This window comes from Streptomyces sp. NPDC048659, assembly GCF_040650575.1.
Classification (GTDB): domain Bacteria; phylum Actinomycetota; class Actinomycetes; order Streptomycetales; family Streptomycetaceae; genus Streptomyces.
Genome location: NZ_JBEZHM010000098.1, coordinates 1 through 18,154, shown reverse-complemented (window position 1 = coordinate 18,154; position 18,154 = coordinate 1). Strand labels below are relative to the sequence as shown.

Genomic DNA, 18,154 nt, shown 5'->3' with positions numbered 1-18,154 from the left:
GGAGATCCGGACCGGCGACGCCATCGTCACCGGACAGGTCACCGGCCCCTACGTCCACGGGCCTATTCCGGCGCGGAGCGCCGGAATTCGGTCCATTCTTGAATTCGCGGAGCGAATTCCCCCCGCCGTTTCCGGAATGGAGCGCAGCGGAATTCCGGAATTCGGTCGCAGACCGAATGGGAGGGCGTCCGCGCCCGATTTCTTTTTCGCTAACGGCGGGTCGGTCGCCAGAATTGCGGGAATTCAATTTCGCTCGGCGCGGCAATCCCCCGGAATTGCCCGGCCTTTTCGACGGCCTTTAGGTCCGCTTTCTGTCGGTTTATGCGGGCAAGTTTTCGCAGGTCAGGGAGTGTTACCGCTGGTAACGCGAATTCCCCCGACCCTGTGGGTCGGGGGAATTCGTGGTGTGTGGTGGAGGGTTAGAGTGCGGCGATGATCAGGGCGGCGGCGCCGAGCCAGAGGGTGTGCCAGCTCTGGTCGAGCGCGTAGGCGCCGGTCCCGATCGTGGGGGCGTAGGTGCCCTCGGCGGTGACCGGGTGGGCCGGGTGTGCGGGGGTTCCGAGGCTGTAGAACTCGGCCTTTCCGCAGGTCCGGGCGAGGGCGGCGAGGGTGGTGCGGCGGTCGGCCCACCAGTGGCTCGCCGCGTCGAGGAGGAACCCGACGATGAGGCCGGCGGCGCCGAGGTCGAGGCCGAGGACCAGGGCGACAGGGGCGAGGACGGCAGCCTTCGTGGCGGTGAGGCCGAGGACGTGGCGGGTGCAGGCGAGGCGGCCGACGCGGCCGGGGAGGCCCTTGTGGGCGGCCTGGCAGGAGGACTGGACCCAGTGGTCGCCGACGGTGTGGCCGATCCAGAGGGCGATGAACACGGCGGCGAAGGTGGCGGCGGTCGCGACGGCGGCGGGGTCGGTCATGATGGTGGCCTTCCTGGTCTGGTGAACGGGTCGGGAGGAGCGGGGTGGCCGTGCGCCTGGCAGTGGACGGCCACCCCGTACGTGCGGGGTCAGTCCTGGGCGAGGGCGGCGCCGTGGAAGCCGCTCTTGGGGTCCTCGGTGTGGCTGCGGTGGATCCGGTAGCCCTCGGCGGCGGTGGTGACGAGCTGGTCGGAGGGAAGCGCCGGCCTTCCGCACGCGGTGCAGATCGAGCGGCCCTGGGGCCCGCCCTTGGTGGCCCAGTTCTCCCACTGGGACGGGCGGTCGCGGCCCTCCAGGACGGCCTTGCGGCGGGACTGGGCGGTCGACTTGCTGACGTCCATCGCGAGGGCGAGGTCGCCGAGCGAGCCGCCGAGCTCGGCCTGGCGGCGGATCGCGGCGTCGCGGACGCCCTGGAGTCGGGGCAGCAGGCGGGTGTCGACGTCGTTGATGACCGTGTAGAAGGCGCGGGCGGTGACGTCCGCCGAGGCCCCGCGGTCGACGTTCCTGCTGTTGGAGCCGTTGCGGAGGAGGGCGAGGGCCCAGAGGGCGGAGTCGAACCAGTCGGCGAGCATGTCCAGCTCGGGGCCGAGGGCGGCGGCCTCGTCGGGGGTGAGGCTGATGGTGACGTCGACTCCGCCGAGGCGGGCCTGGTCGCCGGTGCGGTAGCTGAGCGAGTCCATGGGGTTCTCCTTCGGGTGGGTGCCGGCGCCGCGTCTGGCGGCGCCGAGGGGTGGTCAGGCGAAGTGGCGGGCGGCGGCCGCGGTGAAGCGGTCGGCGGCGGCGATGGCGGCCTCGCGGCGGGCGGCGAGGGTGTCGAGGTCGCGGGCGCCCCGGAGCGCGTAGGACGCCTTGGCGGCCTCGTCGGCGGCGGGGGCGAGGGCGGGGACGAGGATCGAGACGAGGACGCGGGGCGCCTCGATGGCCGAGCGGGTGGCGTGGGACTCGGCGCGGGCGGCGGCGTAGGCGTCGGGGGCGTCTCCGGTGAGGCGGAGGTCTTCGCGTACGGCCATCGCGCGGCGGTGGGCGGCGACGGCGGAGGCGAGGGCGGTGACGGCGTCCAGCTCGCGGGCGGTGCGCTGGTCGGTGCGGACGGCGTCGCGGCCGGCGCGGGCGGTGCGGTGCTGGATCACTCCGGCGACGACGGCGCCGAGGAGGGTGCCGAGGACGGCGATGACGGTGGCGAGCATGGTGGTCCCCCTTCTCCGAGAGGGGTACGAACCTTCGTACCCACACCCCAAAGGTACGAAGGTTCGTACCCCTTGTCAAGGGGCTTCGTGACGTCACGACGCCACGGACTCACGGGGTCACGGTGAGCCGCTGAACTGGCCTGGTAAGCGCGAAAAGGCCCCGGAGACAGGTCTCCGGGGCCTTGGTAAGTGAGAGGGCTAGAGGCGCTTGAGTAGGGCTCGCTCGGTCGGCCCGTGCTGCTGGGCGAGCCTGACCAGCTCGCGGAAGACCTCGGCCTTGTCGAGCCTGCGGCGGCCGGCGGCCTCGCGCAGGGAGAGGATCCAGAGGTCGATCGCCGCGGCTTCCTCCGGGTCGAACCGGATGGTCGTCGGGATGGCGTCGACAGCGGCCGGCGGTGCGGACTGGCCCCCGCGGGTGCGGCCGGGCTTGGGCCTGGGCCGGAGGCCCGAGCGCTCGGGTTCTTCGAAGAGTCCGTCCTCCTGGTGCTCGTCGTCCTGGCGGCGCTTGTCCTGGGTGCCGTCGCCGACCTTGAGGGGGTCGACGCTGACCCGGATCTTGCGGGCGGCCTCGCCGATCGGGGACGTGGGCTCGGGCATGGGGCGGGGCTGCTTGCTCATGAGGTGACCTCCACGAGGCGGCGGGCGAGGATTTCGTAGACGGCGCGGATCTCGTGGCTCCCGCTCACGTCGGTGAGGGGCTGGGCGAACTCGTCGGCGGTCATCAGGAGCGATCGGCGGGGGACGGCGTCCCAGAGCTGGTCGCCGAAGAGAGTCCGCGCGTTGGTGAGCTGGCCGAGGTGGCCGGCGAGGCGGCCGTCGTAGCCGGAGGGGATGTAGCCGAGGACGTCCAGGTCCTCGTTGGCGAGGTCGTCGCGGGAGCTGGCGACGAAGTCGCGGAACCGTACGGCGCCCTCGAGGGAGTCGTACTCGGGCTCGAAGGTGACGAGGGTGTGGTCGACGGCGGCGAGGCCCATCTGGGTCAGGTGGCCGAGGGAGGGCTGGAGGTCGACCAGGAGGAAGTCGAGGTGGTCGTCGGCGCCCTTGAGAGCGCGGAGGAACCGCCGCCAGGCGCCCTTGTGCCCGGCTTCGACGTCGCGGTCCTGGAGGGTGAACCGCGCGGGCAGCACGTGGATGCGGGAGGCGTAGGGGGCCTGCCAGCCGCACGGCTGCCAGAGGCCGGCGGCGATGCCGTCGACAAGGTTCTCCGGGTGGAGGGCGTCGGCGATTGTCGGCGTGGTGAGGTCGTCCTTCCAGCCGAGGCGGCGGGATGCGTTGGCCTGGGGGTCCAGCTCGGCGACGCCGACGGTGTGGCCGAGGGCGGCGAGACCTTCGGCGAGGCGGACCGTGCTGGTCGTCTTCTTCGCGCCGCCCTTGTTGTTGCCGATCGCGATCCGTCGCGCTCGTCGGCGAGTGCTCATGGGCTTCCTCCTGGTGGGTGTGATCAGGGTAGTGGTCTGGTGACGTCACGACGTCGCGGCCTCGCGGGTCCACCGACCGCGATCCGCAGGCGATAGACGGCGCCGGCCGGGGAGGGTGAGGGGTGCGGTACGCGGCTTCGCCACGGCGATACCCGCGCCGACGCGGAGCGACCACACCGGCCTCGGCCACCGCGCGGCAGCAGCTGCTCCCCCTCAGCCACGGCCGGGCGGCGCGGTCGCCTCACGCTCGCGCGGTGGTGACGGCGGGGGTACGGCGCCCGGCCCCGTACGGGCCGGGCAGAGGCCGGCCGCGCGCCCGCCGACCCCACCCCTCCCGCCGCCAGCCGCTTTTGCCCCGTGTCACCGGCCCGCAGACGCCGAGCGAGGAGGCTACGGAGGCTTACGGACCTTAGGCGTCCCACCGCCGGGTTGTCGCGTGTCGCCTGTCGCGTGGTGAGAACGGTGGGGAGTGAGGGTGTAAGTCCAGCTCACAGCCGCGACAGGCCCCGCAGCAGAGGCCCGCGCGACAGGCCCCGGGCCTTGCAACACGAGGGCTGCAACGGCAGGTGGAGAGGTGTTGTGCGAGGTCAGAGCTGCAACGGGGCCCGTGTTGCAGCGGGGACCGGAGGGTCTGTTGCACCCGCGCGTTGCAGCAGCCGCGGGGACTTACCACAGGGTGCCTATCAGCTATCAGCTTCCCCGTTCACCTGGGAAGACAGGGGGTGGACCTCTCAGGTGGGGCGTCTCCATGCCGTGGTGAACGAGTCGGCGCGGGTGCCGGTAGCGGACTCACCACGGCCCCCGTATATAGATGCTCGGGCGAAGAAGGGTGGTCCCGGTGGTCCCGGTGGTCCCACCGCAGGTCAGGGGCCTGTTTTGTGGGACCACCCGGGTGGTCCCGGGGTGGTCCCGGGGGGTGGTCCCACTCGGTAACTCTGTTCAGGAGGACAAACGAGGAGGCCCCCGCCGGGCGTCGGCGGGGGCCTCCTCGGGGGCTGCGGGTCAGGCTTCGGGGGCTCTCCCCCCGGCGGCGGCGATGGCCTCGCACTCGTCGGGCCAGTGGCCCTTCCACGGATCGAAGCGGGCGTTGGGGGCCTCGTCGCGGACGTCGCCGCACGCCTTGCACCGCAGTACGCGGGAGCCGGGGGCAACCAGGCCCCGGAGGTGCTCGGGCAGCAGGGCCGGGTCGTACGGCTCCAGGAGGTCCTCGTCCTCCTGGTCCTCCTCGTCGCCGAGGAGGACGTCGGAGTCGTCGGGGTCGGTCATGGTCGTGCTCCTGGTGGTGAGGGAAGGTCAGGCGGTCGTGCAGCCGGCGGCGGTGAGGGCCTCCTCGATGAGGGCCCGCTCGTCGCTCGACAGGGGGCGGGTGCTGTCCCACTCGTTGCGGGGGTCCCAGCCGAAGAGGATGACCGGCCCGCGGGTCTCGGGGGCGGCCTCGGGACTGAACCCGGCGACGCGGGCGAGGGTCGCGGCAGCGTACGGGTTGGGCTCGTACTCGTCGCGGAGGACGAGCGCGCAGTCGGACATGGCGATGCGGAGGCGGGAGCCGTCGGTGAGGAACCCTCGGCCGACGCCGTGGGGGCCCAGCTCCTCCTCGGCGAGGTTGATGCGGCTGCCCCACTCGGCGCGGCCGTCGGGGCGGATCAGGACGTACACGGGGGCTTCGGTGTCGGTCACGGTCGTGCTCCTGGTGGTCGTGATCGGGATGTACGGGGCGCCGTACTCGGGAGTCGGGGCACTGGTCACGGGAGGTGGTCTCCTCCTGGTCGGGGGCCTCGGGGGTCATCCTGCACCCCCGGAGGGGCCTTGCGGGGCCTGATCACCCGAAGGTGTGGTGAGTCCGTGGCGTCGTGACGTCACGACGCCACAAAAGGGGCCCGCACCTTGCGGTGCGGGCCCCGTCGCTCAGCTCCAGGTGACGCTGTGGATCTCGGAGGCGTACACGTCCACGAGGTCGGCGGCGTCGCTGGGCCAGACCCCTGCGATCAGCTCGCAGCAGCGGGTCCAGTTGCCCTTCTCGTAGGCGAGGATGAACTCCTTGACCGAGCTGTGGCCGGTGAGGGTGCCGGACATCGTGCCGTACCAGGTGTTGGCGGAGATGGACCAGTCGCCGTCCGCGCTCACGCTGATGCTGGAGGGGAAGTACCGCTCCTTCTCCGGTGCTTCAGGACCGGCGCCGCCGCCCTCACCGGCTTCCTCGCCCTCACCGCCTCCCCCGGCCGGAGGAGCGGAGGGCTTCGCGGCCGGTGCTTCCGGCGGGGCCTCTGGCGGCGCCTCAGCCTCGCCCTCGGCCTTGGCGGCCTTCTCCTTCCTGGCCTTGCCGGTGACCTTGTCGGCCAGCCGACCGAGGAAGCCGCGCTTCTTCGGGGCCTCCTCGGCCGCCTCCTGTGGGGGCTCCTGGGGCGGCGGGGCCGGAGCCGGTGCCGCCGGGGTCGGCGGCGTCTCCGGCGGGGGGCCCTGCTCCTTGTCCTTCTTGCCGAACCCGAGCTTCCACCACTTCGCCATGACTGGTCACTCCCCCCGCTCAGCGGTGTACTGCTCGATCTTCTTGTGGATGTGGGCCCTGCTGGTCTTGGTGACCTGCTCGAAGAGAGGCAGGAAGTCGGCCATGGGGGCGGTGTTCTCCGCCGTCCACTGCCCGCCGAGGGAGCCGAGCTTCATCGCGGCCGGCGCCGCCAGTTCGGGGTCGGCGTGCTGCGAGGCGAACCCGGCGGCGTCGACGTTCACGTAGAGAGGGGTGACGCCCTCCTCCTTCGCGAACCGGACGAGGTTGCGGTACATGTTCGACGTCGCGTGGGCCAGGATCATCGCGGCCCAGTCGGGGCGCCAGTAGATGTCCTTGGCGTACGGCTGGCCGGTGGTGTGGTCGAGGCGGGGTCCCTTGGAGCGGGAGAGGTAGCCGCGGAACGACTGGTACATCGCGCCGTTGAGCTGCTTGGCGTACTTCGCGCCGGGGCGCCCGGCCTCGATCGCGGCGACGATCCGTTCGCGGGACGTGCGGACCTTGCGGTAGAAGCCCTCCAGGGCCCGCTTGGAGTCGGTCCACACCCAGGCTTCGAGGATCTCCGGGCGCCAGTCGGGCCACAGCTCCAGGAGGAGGTCGACGTTCGGGGTCGCGACCCAGTAGCCGCCGCCCTCGGCTTCCTTGAAGACCAGCGGGGGCAGGCCCTCGATGGCGACGACGCCGGGGATCTCGGCGACACGCCAGTACCCGGCGAACCGCTTGTCGAACTCGATCGCCCCGTCCTCGAGGTGGGTCGGCTCGCCGACACCCAACCTGACGTTGGAGAACGCGGGCAGCCAGGCCGCCGTCTTGTCGTACTCCTGGATCCAGGCCGCCGCCCGCTGGGCGTCGGTGAAGTCGGCCAGGGGCTTCTCCCAGATCTGGGGGACCATCGTCGGGATCCGGCCCTCCAGGTTCTCGGGGTCGGCCGGGGGCACCAGGCGCCGGCGCACGGCGTCGCAGGCGACATCGGTGCGACCGGCGCCGCCCGCGAGGTCCTCGGCGGTCTTGTTCGTGCTGCCGTAGTAGGGGTGGACCTCGGGGAAGTCCTGGGTGCCATGGACGGTGGAGAGCGTCCAGACCATCAGCGCGTCCAGGAGGACCTCGGGGGTCTCCGGGCCGCCGAGGCCGCCGAGGCGGGTCGACCGGGCCTTCTTGATCCGGTCCTCCCAGGCCGGGACGGCGACGGACAGCCGCCGGTCGAGGCCGGTTCCGTCGGCCAGGACCAGCGTCATCCAGGACGACAGGGCGGCCTCCGAGCGCATCTCGGCGATCGGTCCGCCCTCGGTCGGGGTGGCCCAGGGGTGGGCGATGGGGGTCTGGGCGCCGGGGCGGCGGACGTACTCGTCGGGGCCGAGGCCCTCGGCCGCCCGCTTCTGGGCGATGCCCAGGGCGATCCGCTCGCCGAGGGTGGGCAGGCCCATCGCTCCCAGGGCCTCCTCGTGGATGTAGAGGGTCTTGAGCCCGTACGCCTGCATGAGGGCGGGGACGTGGTCGACGTGCGTCGGCATCGGCACGGTCACCGGCTGGTGGTTCGGCAGCAGCAGGCGGCCGTCGCCGAGGACGCCGAGGCGGAGTGCAGACGCGGTGCGGCCCTTGGCCCGGCGCTCCAGGTCGAACCAGACCCGGTCGTGGGCGTCCTCGCTCGGCTGGTGCATCCGGGCGGGCGGGTAGAGGGCCGTCGGGGTCGAGGCCGGCGCCTGGGCGGTGTTGGTGACGTCACGAGCCCGCGACGTCGCGGCGTCGTCAGCAGGGGTGGCGGTCTCCGCGCCGCCGGGGGTGGTCCCGTCCCTCTTAGAGAAGTCGAAGAGTTCCAGGGTGGTCCCGGTGGTCCCGGTGGTCCCACCGCAGGTCAGGGGGCTGTTTTCCGGGACCACCCCGGTGGTCCCGGGGTGGTCCCGGGGGGTGGTCCCACCCGGGAACTCGGGTCCGCCGCCGCCCTGCGGGTCGCCGTCGTCGTCGGGCTCCGGGGCGAAGATCTCGGCGGCCTTGCGGGTGTTGAAGCAGTGCATCCGGATGCCGAGGCCCCTGTCCTGGAGGGACCGGGGCAGCTTCCGCTGCGCGTGCTTGCCGGTGCCCCGGATGTGGACGCCGAGGCCGTCGAGCTTCTGGAGGGCGGCGGTGATGTTGTCGATCCCGGCCTGGGTGCCGGCCTCGCGGACCACGGGGTCGATCACCCACCACTCGCGGGTCTCGGGGTTGGTGAAGCCGCGGAGCCGCCGGAAGCCCTCCTCGGCGGCCACGGGCAGCTTGTCGATGTCCGGGAAGGCGGACGCCTCGATCCGAAGGGAGTCGAGCGCGTTCCACAGCTTCTCGTGGTCGGGCAGGTTGGCCTCGTCGGCCTGGACGATGGCGGCGGCCAGACGCTCGGCGGCCTCCTGCTCGGCGGTGAGGCCGAGGCCGGGGACCTTGATGGCCTCGGCGAACATGTGGGCGCCGACGACCCAGGCCATGTGCAGCTCGGCGATCGTGGCGGCGATGCCGCCCTGGGCGGGGCGGTGCTTCGCACACAGCTCCAGGTGGAGCTTCTTGAGCTGGACGAGGTTCTCCGCGCGGTACATCCCCCGGCGGATCGCCCACTCCAGGGGCCAGCCGCCGAAGTTCTTCGCCAGCCGCTTGAGCCGCTTGGAGACGTGCTCGGCTCCGGCGTGGCCCTCGGGTGCGGGCGATCCGTCGGCCAGCAGCATCACGTTGGGGAAGAAGGGGGCCTGGAACTCCTGGAGGCGGGTCGCGAGGTCTTCGGTCTGGCCCTCGTGCTTCAACGGCTCGTTGCTGGTGGACAGCGCGAAGGAGTGCCAGAACCCGTCCGACTCGCGCGGGCTGCCGTCGGCGGTGCCCATGGCGCGTACGGCACCGGCGACCATCTGGGAGATCTCGCGCGAGGACTCCTGGATCCGCCGGCCGGAGGAACTGTGCTCGTCCAGGCCGATCGGGAGGAAGCCGCGCTGGCGGAGGGTCTGGGTGATGCCCTGCTTCGAGCTGTTCCAGGTGATGAGGATCTGCTGGCGGCGGGGCTTGATGTCGCCGAACGCGCCGCACGCCACGGTCGCGATCGTGCTCTTGCCCTGCTGGCCGGGCCCGTAGCAGTTGCCCATGTGGCCGAGGACGTCGAGGGAGTCGAGGACCGGACCGGCGAACATCGCGCCGATGACGAGGGCCGACTTCCCGCAGGACAGGGCCCAGGCGCCGATCTCCTCCCACGCCTCGCGGGCGGCCTCCTCCTCGCCGCGCAGGACGCGGTAGCCGAGGGTCTGCGCCTCGGCCTCGGGGAAGACGAGGTCACCGGCCTCGTTGTAGTACGTCCGGGCCGGGACCTCGGGAGCCTTGTCGCCCTGCTCGCGCATGACCTTGGCGAACGCGTGCTTCTCGTCGTTGCCGGTCGGGCGGCGTGCGCCGCACTTCGCGGCCCACGTGCCCCGGTCCAGCTCGTCCTCGGTGAGGATCCGCGGGTTCTTCTGGCGCCGGCCGCGCGCGAGGTACTCGGTCCGGATGTACTCGCCGTCATCGGTGACGTGGGCGATCGTCGCGGTGATCTCGGGCACGTACCCGATCAGGACCGGGGGCTCCTCGGCGGCGGCCTGCCAGAGGATCGCCCGCCGGTTCTCCTGGTAGTACCAGCCCTTCTTCATCCCGGGGATGGGACGGCATCCCGGGGGGACGCCGTCCCGCTCCAGGGGTCGTACAGTCCCCGCCCGCCGCGTCTGCTGCGGCGTCTGAGCGGGGATTTCCGTGGTGGTCACGCAGGTTCCCTTCTGCGGCCCACCGCGCGAATGTGACGTCACGACGTCAGCAGGGTGGGGGAGAAATCTCCCCACCCCTGCTCTACACTCGGCAGCAGACCTTGCTTTGGTCGCCGCGCGCCCCTCCCTCCGGGACTTCGACCTCGTTCAGGCTTCGACCCCTGACCGAGACCCCGGGTTTGGGGCGTGCGGCATTTTTGCGTTTATGGATCTTGTTCAGTTGTTCCGTGCAGCTTACGCCCGTAAGCGGACACGCAGGGTCCGGCGTTAGCTGACCTCGTACCGGCTGAAGAACCAACGACCCGGCCCAGAGATGGACTCGCCGACCTCGATCGGTTCGCCGTCGGCATCCCGGTAGACGTTCCGCCCGAGGAGAACGGGCGAGCCGGGCTCTATCGCGAGGGCCTCGGCCTGTTCGGGAGTCGCAGTTGCCACGGTCTTCCGCTCGTCAACGATCTGAGTGCGCCGCCCCGTGGCGGCCTCGATGACGGACGGGGTGCCGCCCTGGATCCGGTCGGTCGACAGAAGCGCCGGCGCCAGCTCGGCCAGCTCGGCGGCGAACCAAGACGTCGAGGCGGAGACAGGCCCCGTCTCGTCGTGGGTGACTCGCTGACGGCGTACGGCCTGGGCACCCTTCTCGATCCCCAGAGCCTCCGCGATGTGCGAGGGCGCCACCGCGAGGCCGGCCGCAGTGATGACCGCGTACTCGTTCGGCGCGTAGATCTTGCCGGTGGAGAGCATCCGAAGGGCACGGTCGGCCGCGCTTCGGTGCACCCGGGCTCGCACGACCGTGCCGACTCCCTGCTGGGACTCGGCGAGCCCGTCGCCCCGAAGGGTGGCGAGGACCTTAGAGGCCGTGGCGTGCGCCAGGTTCCATTCCTCCGCGATCTGTCGGACGGACGGCAGGCGGTCCCCGTCCTTGAGCTCTCCTTCCACGATCCGCTTCCGGAAGTGCTGCACCACCTGCATGTAAGGAGGCGTGCGCTCGATACGGGGAGACATGGTCTTCCCTCTCTGGTCAGGGTTCTAGATCACTACGTGGCACATGCTACCTGTCGACCCGCAAGGGTTCTAGTTGTTGACACACCCTGAGTGTTCTAGCACTATCAGAGCGCAGCCCCAGTCCGGCATCTCACCTCCGGACTGGGGCCTAGACCGAACCCTGTCTGATTTGCCCAGAAGGGAGCGATCCTCCATGGATCGTATCGAGCACATCCGGGTGCCGCGCATGGCGGCGACCACGGTCTTCATGGCCGGCCCCGAGGGCCTGGCCGTTATCGACCTCATCGCCGTCGAGCGGGCCATGACCGGTCACCGCGACGGCGCCCGCCTCACCCAGGACGAGGCCCGCTACGCGGCGTCCCTCCTCCTCGAGGCGGGGATCGGCTACACCCTCGTCGCCGCCCTGGTCGGCGTGGACGCCCGCAAGCTCAAGACCCTGTTCCCCGACGAGACCAAGACCACCCGGTCCGAGCCCGTCGTGTGCGGGACGACCCGCGGCTACCGGGCCCACAAGAGCCGGGGCGACGCGATCTGCCGCCGCTGCCGCGCGGCCAACGCCGCCGCGGACCTCCACTACAAGAAGACCGGCAGCTCCGTCGGCGCCCCGGCGGTGGCGGCATGAGCGCCTACGACCCCGCCGTCGAGACCGCCACCGCCCACGCCCTCGCCGAGGCCGCGCGTGCCGCCGCCGACGCGGAGGCCGCCCGCGCCGCCGCCGAGGCCATCCGCGCCCAGCAGGCCGCCGCCGCCGGGGGTGCCCGGTGAGGTCCTGGTTCACCCCCCGCCGCGAGACCCGTACCGACGACGAGGCCCGCACCCGCCGCCTCCTGGACGCCGCCGACATCGCGTTCGACCTCGGGCCCGTCCCCGACTGGGACGCGTTCGACGAGGACGACTGGGCCGCGGACTTCGAGGCCGTCGTCATGGAGGGCCTGCTGACCGACGTCGAGGCCGAGATCTACCCGCCCGCCGGCCACACCTACCCCAAGCGCGAGACCACCGAGGAGAACGCCCGATGAGCAGGAAGATCGACCAGGCCATCGCCACCGCCGCCGCCCGCCTCGCCCGGATCCAGCGCAAGGACTCTTCGGCCCTGTCCGCCGGGGACCAGGCCAAGTACTTCGCCGCCGCGACCGTCTCGATCGGCCAGGGCATCCGCCGCCGCAACGCGCCGATGGCGGACCGGGCGATCGAGCGGATCTGGGCCGACGCCGAGGCCGTCGCCAAGGCCGAGCTGGCCGCCGCGCAGCAGGCCAAGAACGACGAGATCGCCGCCAAGGTCGCCGCCCGCGCCGAGCGGAAGTCGAAGGGGTGGTTCTGAGATGCGAACGATCCTCGCCTGGCCCGCCGTCTGGGCCCTCGTCCGCACCGAGGCCCTGATCGTCTTCACCACCGTGCTCCTGGTGGCGCTGCCGACCGCCCAGTCCCTCCTCGGCCTCGGCCTCACCTCCGCCGCCGCGATCCTCTCCGCCCTTCCCGTCGCCATCGCCGCCGCCCTCGGCGCCGGCCTCTGGTGGGTCTCCCCCGGCCCCGGCCGCCGCTCCGCCCAGGACGCGGCCCTGGAGCTGGCCGACCGGATCGCCGACTGGGCCGGATGGATCGCCGTCTACCCCGACGAATCCTGACCTGTCCGCTCCTGGTGGTGTCGTGACGCCATGAGCCCACGACACCACCACATCCGCCAGACCAGCCAAGGGAGGTGCCCAGTGACCACCAAGTTCTACGACCCGACCGGCGAGACCTACGGGCTCCCCACCTACCCCCGGCGCCTGGCCCCTGAGGGCCTGGCCACCCGCCGCCAGCTCCGCGAACTCGGGCTCCGCCCCGCCGGCCAGCCGGTCGCCGCCCAGATCCTCTGGCACGGCCGCCGCACCCCCGGCACCCGCACCCGCCCCGTCCGCGCCGCCTACCTCTACCTCATCGCCCTCGCCGCCCCGGTCCGAGCCATGACCCCCGGCCGCTGGCGAGCCCACGACGCCATGATGCGCGCCCGCCGCACCTGCCCCGCCTGCCGCGTCGACCGCGGCTACGTCATCCCGACGTCGCTCGGCACCTGCCCGGACTGCGCCGACACCGCCGCCCTCGCGGCCTGAGAGGACCGACCGTGAACTCCCAGCCCATCGAGCCCTACACCCCGACCCCGCTGCCCGCCGTCATCCCGCCCGGCATGACCGTCGCGTACACCCCGCAGGGTCAGCCGGTCTACATCCCGGTCCAGCAGGGCCAGCCCCCGGTCATCGTCCAGATGCCCACCCAGCCCATCCCGTCCTGGCTCCGCAACGGCCTGATCGCCGCCGTCGGCCTGGTCATCCTCTGCACCCCCGCCACCGTGCTCCTGGTCGTCGCCGCCCCCGCGGTCGCCGCCATGGGCCAGGCCGTCGCCTACGGCGGGATCGGCATCGGGGTCGGCGTGATCGGCGTCGCCGCCGGGATCAAGGCCCTGCGCGAGACGCCCAAGCCCGCCAAGCCCCAGAAGGCCGGCCTCTTCGGCGGCCTCGGCAAGAACGGCGGCAAGTGATGGCGGCGTTCGAGGGCGGCGACGAGGTCCTGGTCGTCGCGTGCGCCGACAACCCCCGCGCGGTCGGCCGGACCGGACGGGTCCTGGACGAGGTCGAGCCCGGCCCCCTCACCGGAGGCCGCTGGACCGTCGACCAGCTCGGCTGGACCGTCGCCCCGGTCCTCGTCCACGCCCACGAGATCCGCCGCACCGGCCGCAAGCACCCGGTCCCGAACCGCTGACCCTCCCCCACTCATGGCGTCACGACGCCGCGACGTCGTGACGCCACCCCAGACCTCTGAAAGGCACCTTCGGTGAAGAACCCGATCAGCAAGCTCCAGAAGACCCTCCTGATCGCCACCATCGTCCCGATGGTCGCCATCGGCGTCCTCGGCGGCATCGGCACCTACAACAACCTCTCGGTGAAGTACGGCGGTGAGACCGCCCTCGGCGCCCTCGCCGCCGGTGAAGGCGCCACCGCCGTCATGGCGCTCGTCCTCCTCGTCACCACGCTGTTCTCCCGCCCGGCCCCGCGGATCGTCCGCGCCGGCCTCTGGGCCCTGCCCGCCGCCGCCGCCGTCATGGGCGCCACCGCCGCCCACGGCCTCGGCCAGACCATCGTCTACGCGCTGACCCCGATGGCGATCACGGCCGCCGCCGAGGCCATCGCCTACCTCGCCCGGATCGTCGTCATCCACCAGGACGGCCGTGACGTCGAGGCGGAGACCCGCGCCGCCGCCGTCATCCGCGACCTCGCCTACCACCAGGCCCGCGCCACCGCCCACCCGTCGAAGCGGGCCCGCAAGGCGTCCGTCCGCAAGTCCTGGCGCCTCGCCCGGATGGTCGGCGAGGGCGACACCGCCCTCGGCGCCGACCTCCTGAACGTCCAGCGCACCCGACTCTCCGCCTCCGCCGACGTCGCCCTGGAGCGGATGTTCACCCCCGGCCTGTCCGCCGCCCGCCCCGCCCTCCTCGCCGCGTCCGCCACCGAGGCCCCGGCCATCCTCCCCACGTCCACTGGTGACGCCACGACGCCGCGAGCCCACGGCGCCACTCTCCGCGAGGACGAGGGCGGATATCCGCAGAGCACCGGCTCTGACCAGCACGAAGAGACCGAGAACGTCCGCCCGTCGCTCGCGCTCGTCCAGACCGAGAAGCCCAAGAAGCCGTCGATCGCCGCCGACGTCCGCCGCATGGCCGAGGACGGCGTCAAGGACGTCCAGCACGTCCTCGCCGCCATCGCCACCCGCCACGGCCGCGACGCCGACGACAAGACCTTCCAGCAGACCGTCACCCGCTACTGGCGCGAGGCCAAGGCCGCCCCCGCCGCCGAGGCGGAGACCGACGCCAAGGTCTCCGGCCCCTACCTCTAAACCGCCCCCGGGCCGGATGTCACACATCCGGCCCGGCCGCTCCTTGCGTGACCGACACCCGAAAGGACCCCGCCGTGCCCGAGCTGCCCACCGCCGCCGACCTGACCGCCTCCGCGATCGACCGCCTCCACCACGCCCGGAGCCTCACGGACGCCTCCACCAACTCGGGCGACCCCGCCGGGACCATCGCCCGCGCCGGCCTCCACATCGAGATGGCCCGCGTCTACGCCCAGCTCGCCGCCAACGCCCAGGCCGCCGAGGCCGCCGTTAACGCCGACGAGGACCAGGAGGACGACGACGCCGAGCGCGGCGGGCCGCTCCCGCCCTTCTGACCAGCAAGAAAGTTCCGGCGGAGTGTCACACCGTCGCCGGATTTCGCACCTGTACTCAGTGACCCAGGCTCCCGCCCGGCAGGCCACTCCTGCCAGAGACCACCTGCCGGGCGGCGGGCCGCACCACCCAGAAGGGGACCGACCTCGATGCACAGCATGACCGCCGCAGCCGCGGCCGACACCCAGGCGCCGGCGCCGCCCGACTCCGGCACCTCCGACGTCATCACGGGCATCCTGCGCTGGCTCTCCGAGAACCTCCCCGGCGGGAACCTCACCCTCGTCGGCCTGGTCATCGTCGGCGCCATCCTGGCCAAGCAGCACGGCATCAAGGGCGACATGACCGCCGAGGCCGGACAGAAGGCCGACAAGAGCCTCTGGAAGGCCCTCAAGGGCCTCTGGTCCACCCTGGTCAGCATCGTCATGGCCCCCTGGGCCGTCATCCGCTTCTACGGCGGCTACGAGACCCGCGGCGAGCCGAAGAGCACCGCCACCTTCTGGAAGGCCGGCACCCGCACCGACCGCCCGGCCAAGCCCGCCGAGACCATCTCCATGGCCTCGATCGCCGTCGCCCCGCCCAAGGTCTCCCTGACCAAGAAGGGCCAGCCCCGACCCTGGGCCCGCAAGGCGGCGGGCTGGATCGGCTCCTACAAGGGCAAGGGCTCCCGCGCGCTCGACAGGGCCCTGCGCGCCGTCCTGTGGGCCGTACGGGCCGCCCGCCGAGTCCACGGCTGGTACAAGGCCGTCGCCCGCGTCGTGAAGGCCGTCTACGGCGCCGTCGCCCCTGTGGTCGTCACCCTCGCCCGCGCCGCCACCTCCTGGCACTGCTGGCCGTACGCCGCCCGAGGAGCGGCCCGCCTCGCCGCCACCGCCGCCTTCCTCGGCCTCCTCGTCCCGGCCTGGCGCACCACCACCCTCGTCCTCCTGGTCCTCGCGCTCGTCGCCGCCGTCGCCGCCGCCACCCGCTTCAAGCCCAAGCCGCCCGGCGACGACGCCGTCTACGGCCCGAAGATCTGGACGATCCTGCGCGCCGACCTCGGTCTGCCCGAGGACGAGCCCTGGGAGAACTGGCTGAGCCTGCCCGAGCGCCTGGCCGCCGACGGCGCCCGGATCGTCATCCGCCTGCCCTGGACGTTCCGCGGCTCTGAGCTGGACCGCCAGAACCTCGGCACCCTCATCAACTCCCGTGTGCCGGGGGAGTGGGTCGCCCGCTTCTCCTTCACCGGAGAGCACGCCACCGCCGTCTACACCCACAAGCCGCCGCCGGCCCCGCCCAAGCCCGAGCCCACCCCGCCCGACGCCGTCGACCTGTCCGACCCGCGCATCCAGGAGGCCCTGGCCAACCTCGCCCCGGAGGAATTCCTCCTCGGCGTGGACGAGAACAACGAACTCGTCAAGCGGAAGATGAGCGGCGAACTGTCGCACTGGGCCTACTCGGTCGGCTCCGGCGGCGGCAAGTCCACCACCCTTCAGTGGCTCGCCGTCCAGATGCTCATGAAGAAGGGCACCATCGTCGGAATCGACCCGAAGCTCATCAGCCTCAAGCCCCTGGAGGGAATCCCCGGCGTCCACCTCTACAAGGACCCGAATAACGCAATCGACATGCGCCGGGGCCTGGAATGGGCAGCCGACGTCACCGCCGCCCGATTCTTCGAAATCGAGCAGGGAACCGCGACGGAATTCCCGCCACTGTACGTCTTTCTCGAAGAGTGCAACGAACTGAGCGGACTTCTTCGCGCCGTCTGGAACCGCATTCGTATCAAGACCGGAGAAGAGAAGGAAGCAGCCGCCGACCCGATCTGGGAAGACGTCGTTGCGTACATGCTCCGATTCGGGCGCGCGGCCAACGTCCACCTGATCGCGGTATTCCAGGACTTCAAGGACAACCAGTTCGGCGGCACGTCCCTCCAGCCCCTTTTCCGCCTCAAGGTTCTCGGCAATTACGACGTGAGGCAGTGGGAGCGAATTACCGGCATGAGCAAGTCGGTAATGCCGCCGAACGTCGAAAAGGCCGGGCGCATGGCCATGGTCAGCGAGGGAAGCCCCATCACCTACCAGACCCCCTACCTTTTCATCCCCACGGGCGAAGAAGGGGAAAAGCGCCCCGCCACCGAGACCGAGGCCATCAAGCTCTACAACCAGTACTACCGGGACCTGCGCGAGCGCTTCGGCTACAGCGACCGCGGCCTCTACGTCGCCCCGCCGGCAGTCTCCCCGCAGGGCGTCCCCAAGCTCCTCCAGGGCCGCGCAGAGCCCCTGTCACGCGACACTGCCGCCAACGGCCCCACCGGGGGTTCTGAGGGGGGTCTGAGCGAAGAAACCGCAGGTCGCGGTGTCACGCTCACCCCCAGCGTGACACCCGGCGTGACAGCCCCGCGTGACAGGCTCCGACTGATCCCCGGCCAGGGCGGCGAGGGGGCCCACGAGGCCCCCCAGGCCGACCCCACGGCGCCCCCGGAGCTGCTCCCGCTCTCCGAGATCGCCCGCCGCCTGGAGGACGACCCGGCGGTGCCGGCCGACGGCACCATGCGCAAGCACAAGCAGCGCCGCACCGACTTCCCGCGCGGCATCGAGAAGAACGGAAAGGAGCTGTACACGGTCGCCCAGATTCAGGCGTACTACCAGCCGAAGGAGAACGTAGCCCCCTGACCAGGGGAAACACCACTCAATCGGCGATAGGCCCCCTCCTCGGAGGGGGCCTATTTGCATGTCTGGACCCTTCCTGGTACCTTTCTCGGCAATTCCAAATTTCTCACGGAAAGGCGGCTGGAATGCAGGAAGAGAATGCGTGCGAAAACTGCGGTGAAAACTGCGGAGATCCGTACTGCGGAAAATGCCCGGAGTGCGGAGAGGAATTCGGAGAAGATTATTCGAGTTGGCCGGAGCCGTGCCTGAAATGCCGAATTCGGCGGCGTCAAAAAGAAGCCTGGGAACCCCTCCCATTCGACATCTAAACGGCTCTGAGCGCGAAGCGCGAAGAATTCAGATTCGAATTTCCGGCGCGGCCATAAACGTGCCGGAAACCCGTCCAGGAATGCGCGAAGCGCGTTCCGAATGGCCGCGAATTTGAATTCGCTCCGCGAATTCTCTGGCCCGGCTGGGCCGGCCTCCAGGTAGCGGCCGAGGAGGATGAAGGTGACGACTCCGGCGGCGACCTCCAGGTAGATGGTGGAGGAGGCGTGGGCGCGGGTGAC

22 protein-coding genes are annotated in these 18,154 nt (G+C 71.5%); 11 read left to right on the top strand and 11 right to left on the bottom strand.

Annotated elements, in window-relative coordinates:
- Window positions 1-419: 419 nt before the first annotated feature.
- The 10 genes from AB0C99_RS37815 to AB0C99_RS37770 form a co-directional block, all read right to left on the bottom strand.
- Window positions 420-911: a transcriptional regulator gene (locus AB0C99_RS37815; RefSeq protein ID WP_362484762.1), complete on the bottom strand. Its 492-nt coding sequence runs from the start codon at window positions 909-911 to the stop codon at window positions 420-422.
- Between the two features lie 89 nt (window positions 912-1,000).
- The gene (locus AB0C99_RS37810) at window positions 1,001-1,591 is read right to left on the bottom strand and encodes a hypothetical protein (protein WP_362484760.1); all 591 of its coding nucleotides are present in this window, start codon (window positions 1,589-1,591) and stop codon (window positions 1,001-1,003) included.
- A 54-nt stretch (window positions 1,592-1,645) separates the two neighbouring features.
- Window positions 1,646-2,098, bottom strand: a complete 453-nt coding sequence (locus AB0C99_RS37805) for a protein kilB (RefSeq protein WP_362484758.1) — start codon at window positions 2,096-2,098, stop codon at window positions 1,646-1,648.
- A 198-nt stretch (window positions 2,099-2,296) separates the two neighbouring features.
- Window positions 2,297-2,716, bottom strand: a complete 420-nt coding sequence (locus tag AB0C99_RS37800; RefSeq protein WP_362484756.1) for a hypothetical protein — start codon at window positions 2,714-2,716, stop codon at window positions 2,297-2,299.
- Window positions 2,713-3,516, bottom strand: coding sequence for a ParA family protein (locus AB0C99_RS37795; RefSeq protein ID WP_362484754.1), 804 nt, complete (start codon window positions 3,514-3,516; stop codon window positions 2,713-2,715). Before AB0C99_RS37795 ends, AB0C99_RS37800 begins: the two co-directional genes overlap by 4 nt.
- A 1,002-nt stretch (window positions 3,517-4,518) precedes the next feature.
- On the bottom strand, window positions 4,519-4,782 hold the full coding sequence (locus AB0C99_RS37790; protein WP_362484752.1) for a hypothetical protein: 264 nt from the start codon (window positions 4,780-4,782) through the stop codon (window positions 4,519-4,521).
- A 27-nt stretch (window positions 4,783-4,809) separates the two neighbouring features.
- Window positions 4,810-5,262 carry a hypothetical protein gene (locus tag AB0C99_RS37785; protein ID WP_362484750.1) on the bottom strand — a complete coding sequence of 151 codons (453 nt, stop codon included), beginning with the start codon at window positions 5,260-5,262 and terminating at the stop codon, window positions 4,810-4,812.
- Between the two features lie 159 nt (window positions 5,263-5,421).
- Window positions 5,422-6,021, bottom strand: a complete 600-nt coding sequence (locus AB0C99_RS37780; protein ID WP_362484748.1) for a hypothetical protein — start codon at window positions 6,019-6,021, stop codon at window positions 5,422-5,424.
- 6 nt (window positions 6,022-6,027) lie between these two features.
- The gene (locus AB0C99_RS37775; RefSeq protein WP_362484746.1) at window positions 6,028-9,648 is read right to left on the bottom strand and encodes a DUF927 domain-containing protein; all 3,621 of its coding nucleotides are present in this window, start codon (window positions 9,646-9,648) and stop codon (window positions 6,028-6,030) included.
- Window positions 9,649-10,026: 378 nt separating this feature from the next.
- On the bottom strand, window positions 10,027-10,761 hold the full coding sequence (locus AB0C99_RS37770; protein WP_362484744.1) for a GntR family transcriptional regulator: 735 nt from the start codon (window positions 10,759-10,761) through the stop codon (window positions 10,027-10,029).
- A gap of 193 nt (window positions 10,762-10,954) precedes the next feature.
- On the opposite strand from AB0C99_RS37770, the gene AB0C99_RS37765 reads away from it, so the two are divergent.
- The 11 genes from AB0C99_RS37765 (at window position 10,955) to AB0C99_RS37715 (ending at window position 17,609) form a co-directional block, all read left to right on the top strand.
- Entirely contained in the window at window positions 10,955-11,383 is a 429-nt protein-coding gene (locus AB0C99_RS37765; RefSeq protein ID WP_362484743.1) for a hypothetical protein, read from the top strand.
- On the top strand, window positions 11,380-11,526 hold the full coding sequence (locus AB0C99_RS37760) for a hypothetical protein (protein WP_362484741.1): 147 nt from the start codon (window positions 11,380-11,382) through the stop codon (window positions 11,524-11,526). The genes AB0C99_RS37765 and AB0C99_RS37760 overlap by 4 nt, the downstream gene beginning before the upstream one ends.
- The gene (locus AB0C99_RS37755) at window positions 11,523-11,780 is read left to right on the top strand and encodes a hypothetical protein (protein WP_362484739.1); all 258 of its coding nucleotides are present in this window, start codon (window positions 11,523-11,525) and stop codon (window positions 11,778-11,780) included. Before AB0C99_RS37760 ends, AB0C99_RS37755 begins: the two co-directional genes overlap by 4 nt.
- Window positions 11,777-12,082 (top strand): hypothetical protein, encoded by a 306-nt coding sequence (locus tag AB0C99_RS37750; protein ID WP_362484737.1) that lies wholly within the window; start codon window positions 11,777-11,779, stop codon window positions 12,080-12,082. The genes AB0C99_RS37755 and AB0C99_RS37750 overlap by 4 nt, the downstream gene beginning before the upstream one ends.
- A 1-nt stretch (window position 12,083) precedes the next feature.
- Window positions 12,084-12,386 (top strand): hypothetical protein, encoded by a 303-nt coding sequence (locus tag AB0C99_RS37745; RefSeq protein WP_362484735.1) that lies wholly within the window; start codon window positions 12,084-12,086, stop codon window positions 12,384-12,386.
- 81 nt (window positions 12,387-12,467) lie between these two features.
- A complete protein-coding gene (locus AB0C99_RS37740; RefSeq protein ID WP_362484733.1) occupies window positions 12,468-12,854 on the top strand; it encodes an RRQRL motif-containing zinc-binding protein in 387 nt (128 codons plus the stop codon).
- Between the two features lie 11 nt (window positions 12,855-12,865).
- Window positions 12,866-13,279, top strand: coding sequence for a hypothetical protein (locus AB0C99_RS37735; RefSeq protein WP_362484731.1), 414 nt, complete (start codon window positions 12,866-12,868; stop codon window positions 13,277-13,279).
- Window positions 13,279-13,500, top strand: coding sequence for a hypothetical protein (locus AB0C99_RS37730; RefSeq protein ID WP_362484729.1), 222 nt, complete (start codon window positions 13,279-13,281; stop codon window positions 13,498-13,500). Before AB0C99_RS37735 ends, AB0C99_RS37730 begins: the two co-directional genes overlap by 1 nt.
- Window positions 13,501-13,572: 72 nt before the next feature.
- Window positions 13,573-14,631 (top strand): conjugal transfer protein, encoded by a 1,059-nt coding sequence (locus tag AB0C99_RS37725; RefSeq protein ID WP_362484727.1) that lies wholly within the window; start codon window positions 13,573-13,575, stop codon window positions 14,629-14,631.
- Window positions 14,632-14,678: 47 nt separating this feature from the next.
- Window positions 14,679-14,963 (top strand): hypothetical protein, encoded by a 285-nt coding sequence (locus AB0C99_RS37720; protein ID WP_362484725.1) that lies wholly within the window; start codon window positions 14,679-14,681, stop codon window positions 14,961-14,963.
- Between the two features lie 156 nt (window positions 14,964-15,119).
- On the top strand, window positions 15,120-17,609 hold the full coding sequence (locus AB0C99_RS37715; protein WP_362484723.1) for a hypothetical protein: 2,490 nt from the start codon (window positions 15,120-15,122) through the stop codon (window positions 17,607-17,609).
- A gap of 50 nt (window positions 17,610-17,659) precedes the next feature.
- Here AB0C99_RS37715 and AB0C99_RS37710 read toward each other — a convergent pair.
- Window positions 17,660-18,154 (bottom strand): hypothetical protein (locus AB0C99_RS37710; RefSeq protein ID WP_362484721.1); only part of this gene is annotated, 495 nt, incomplete at its 5' end.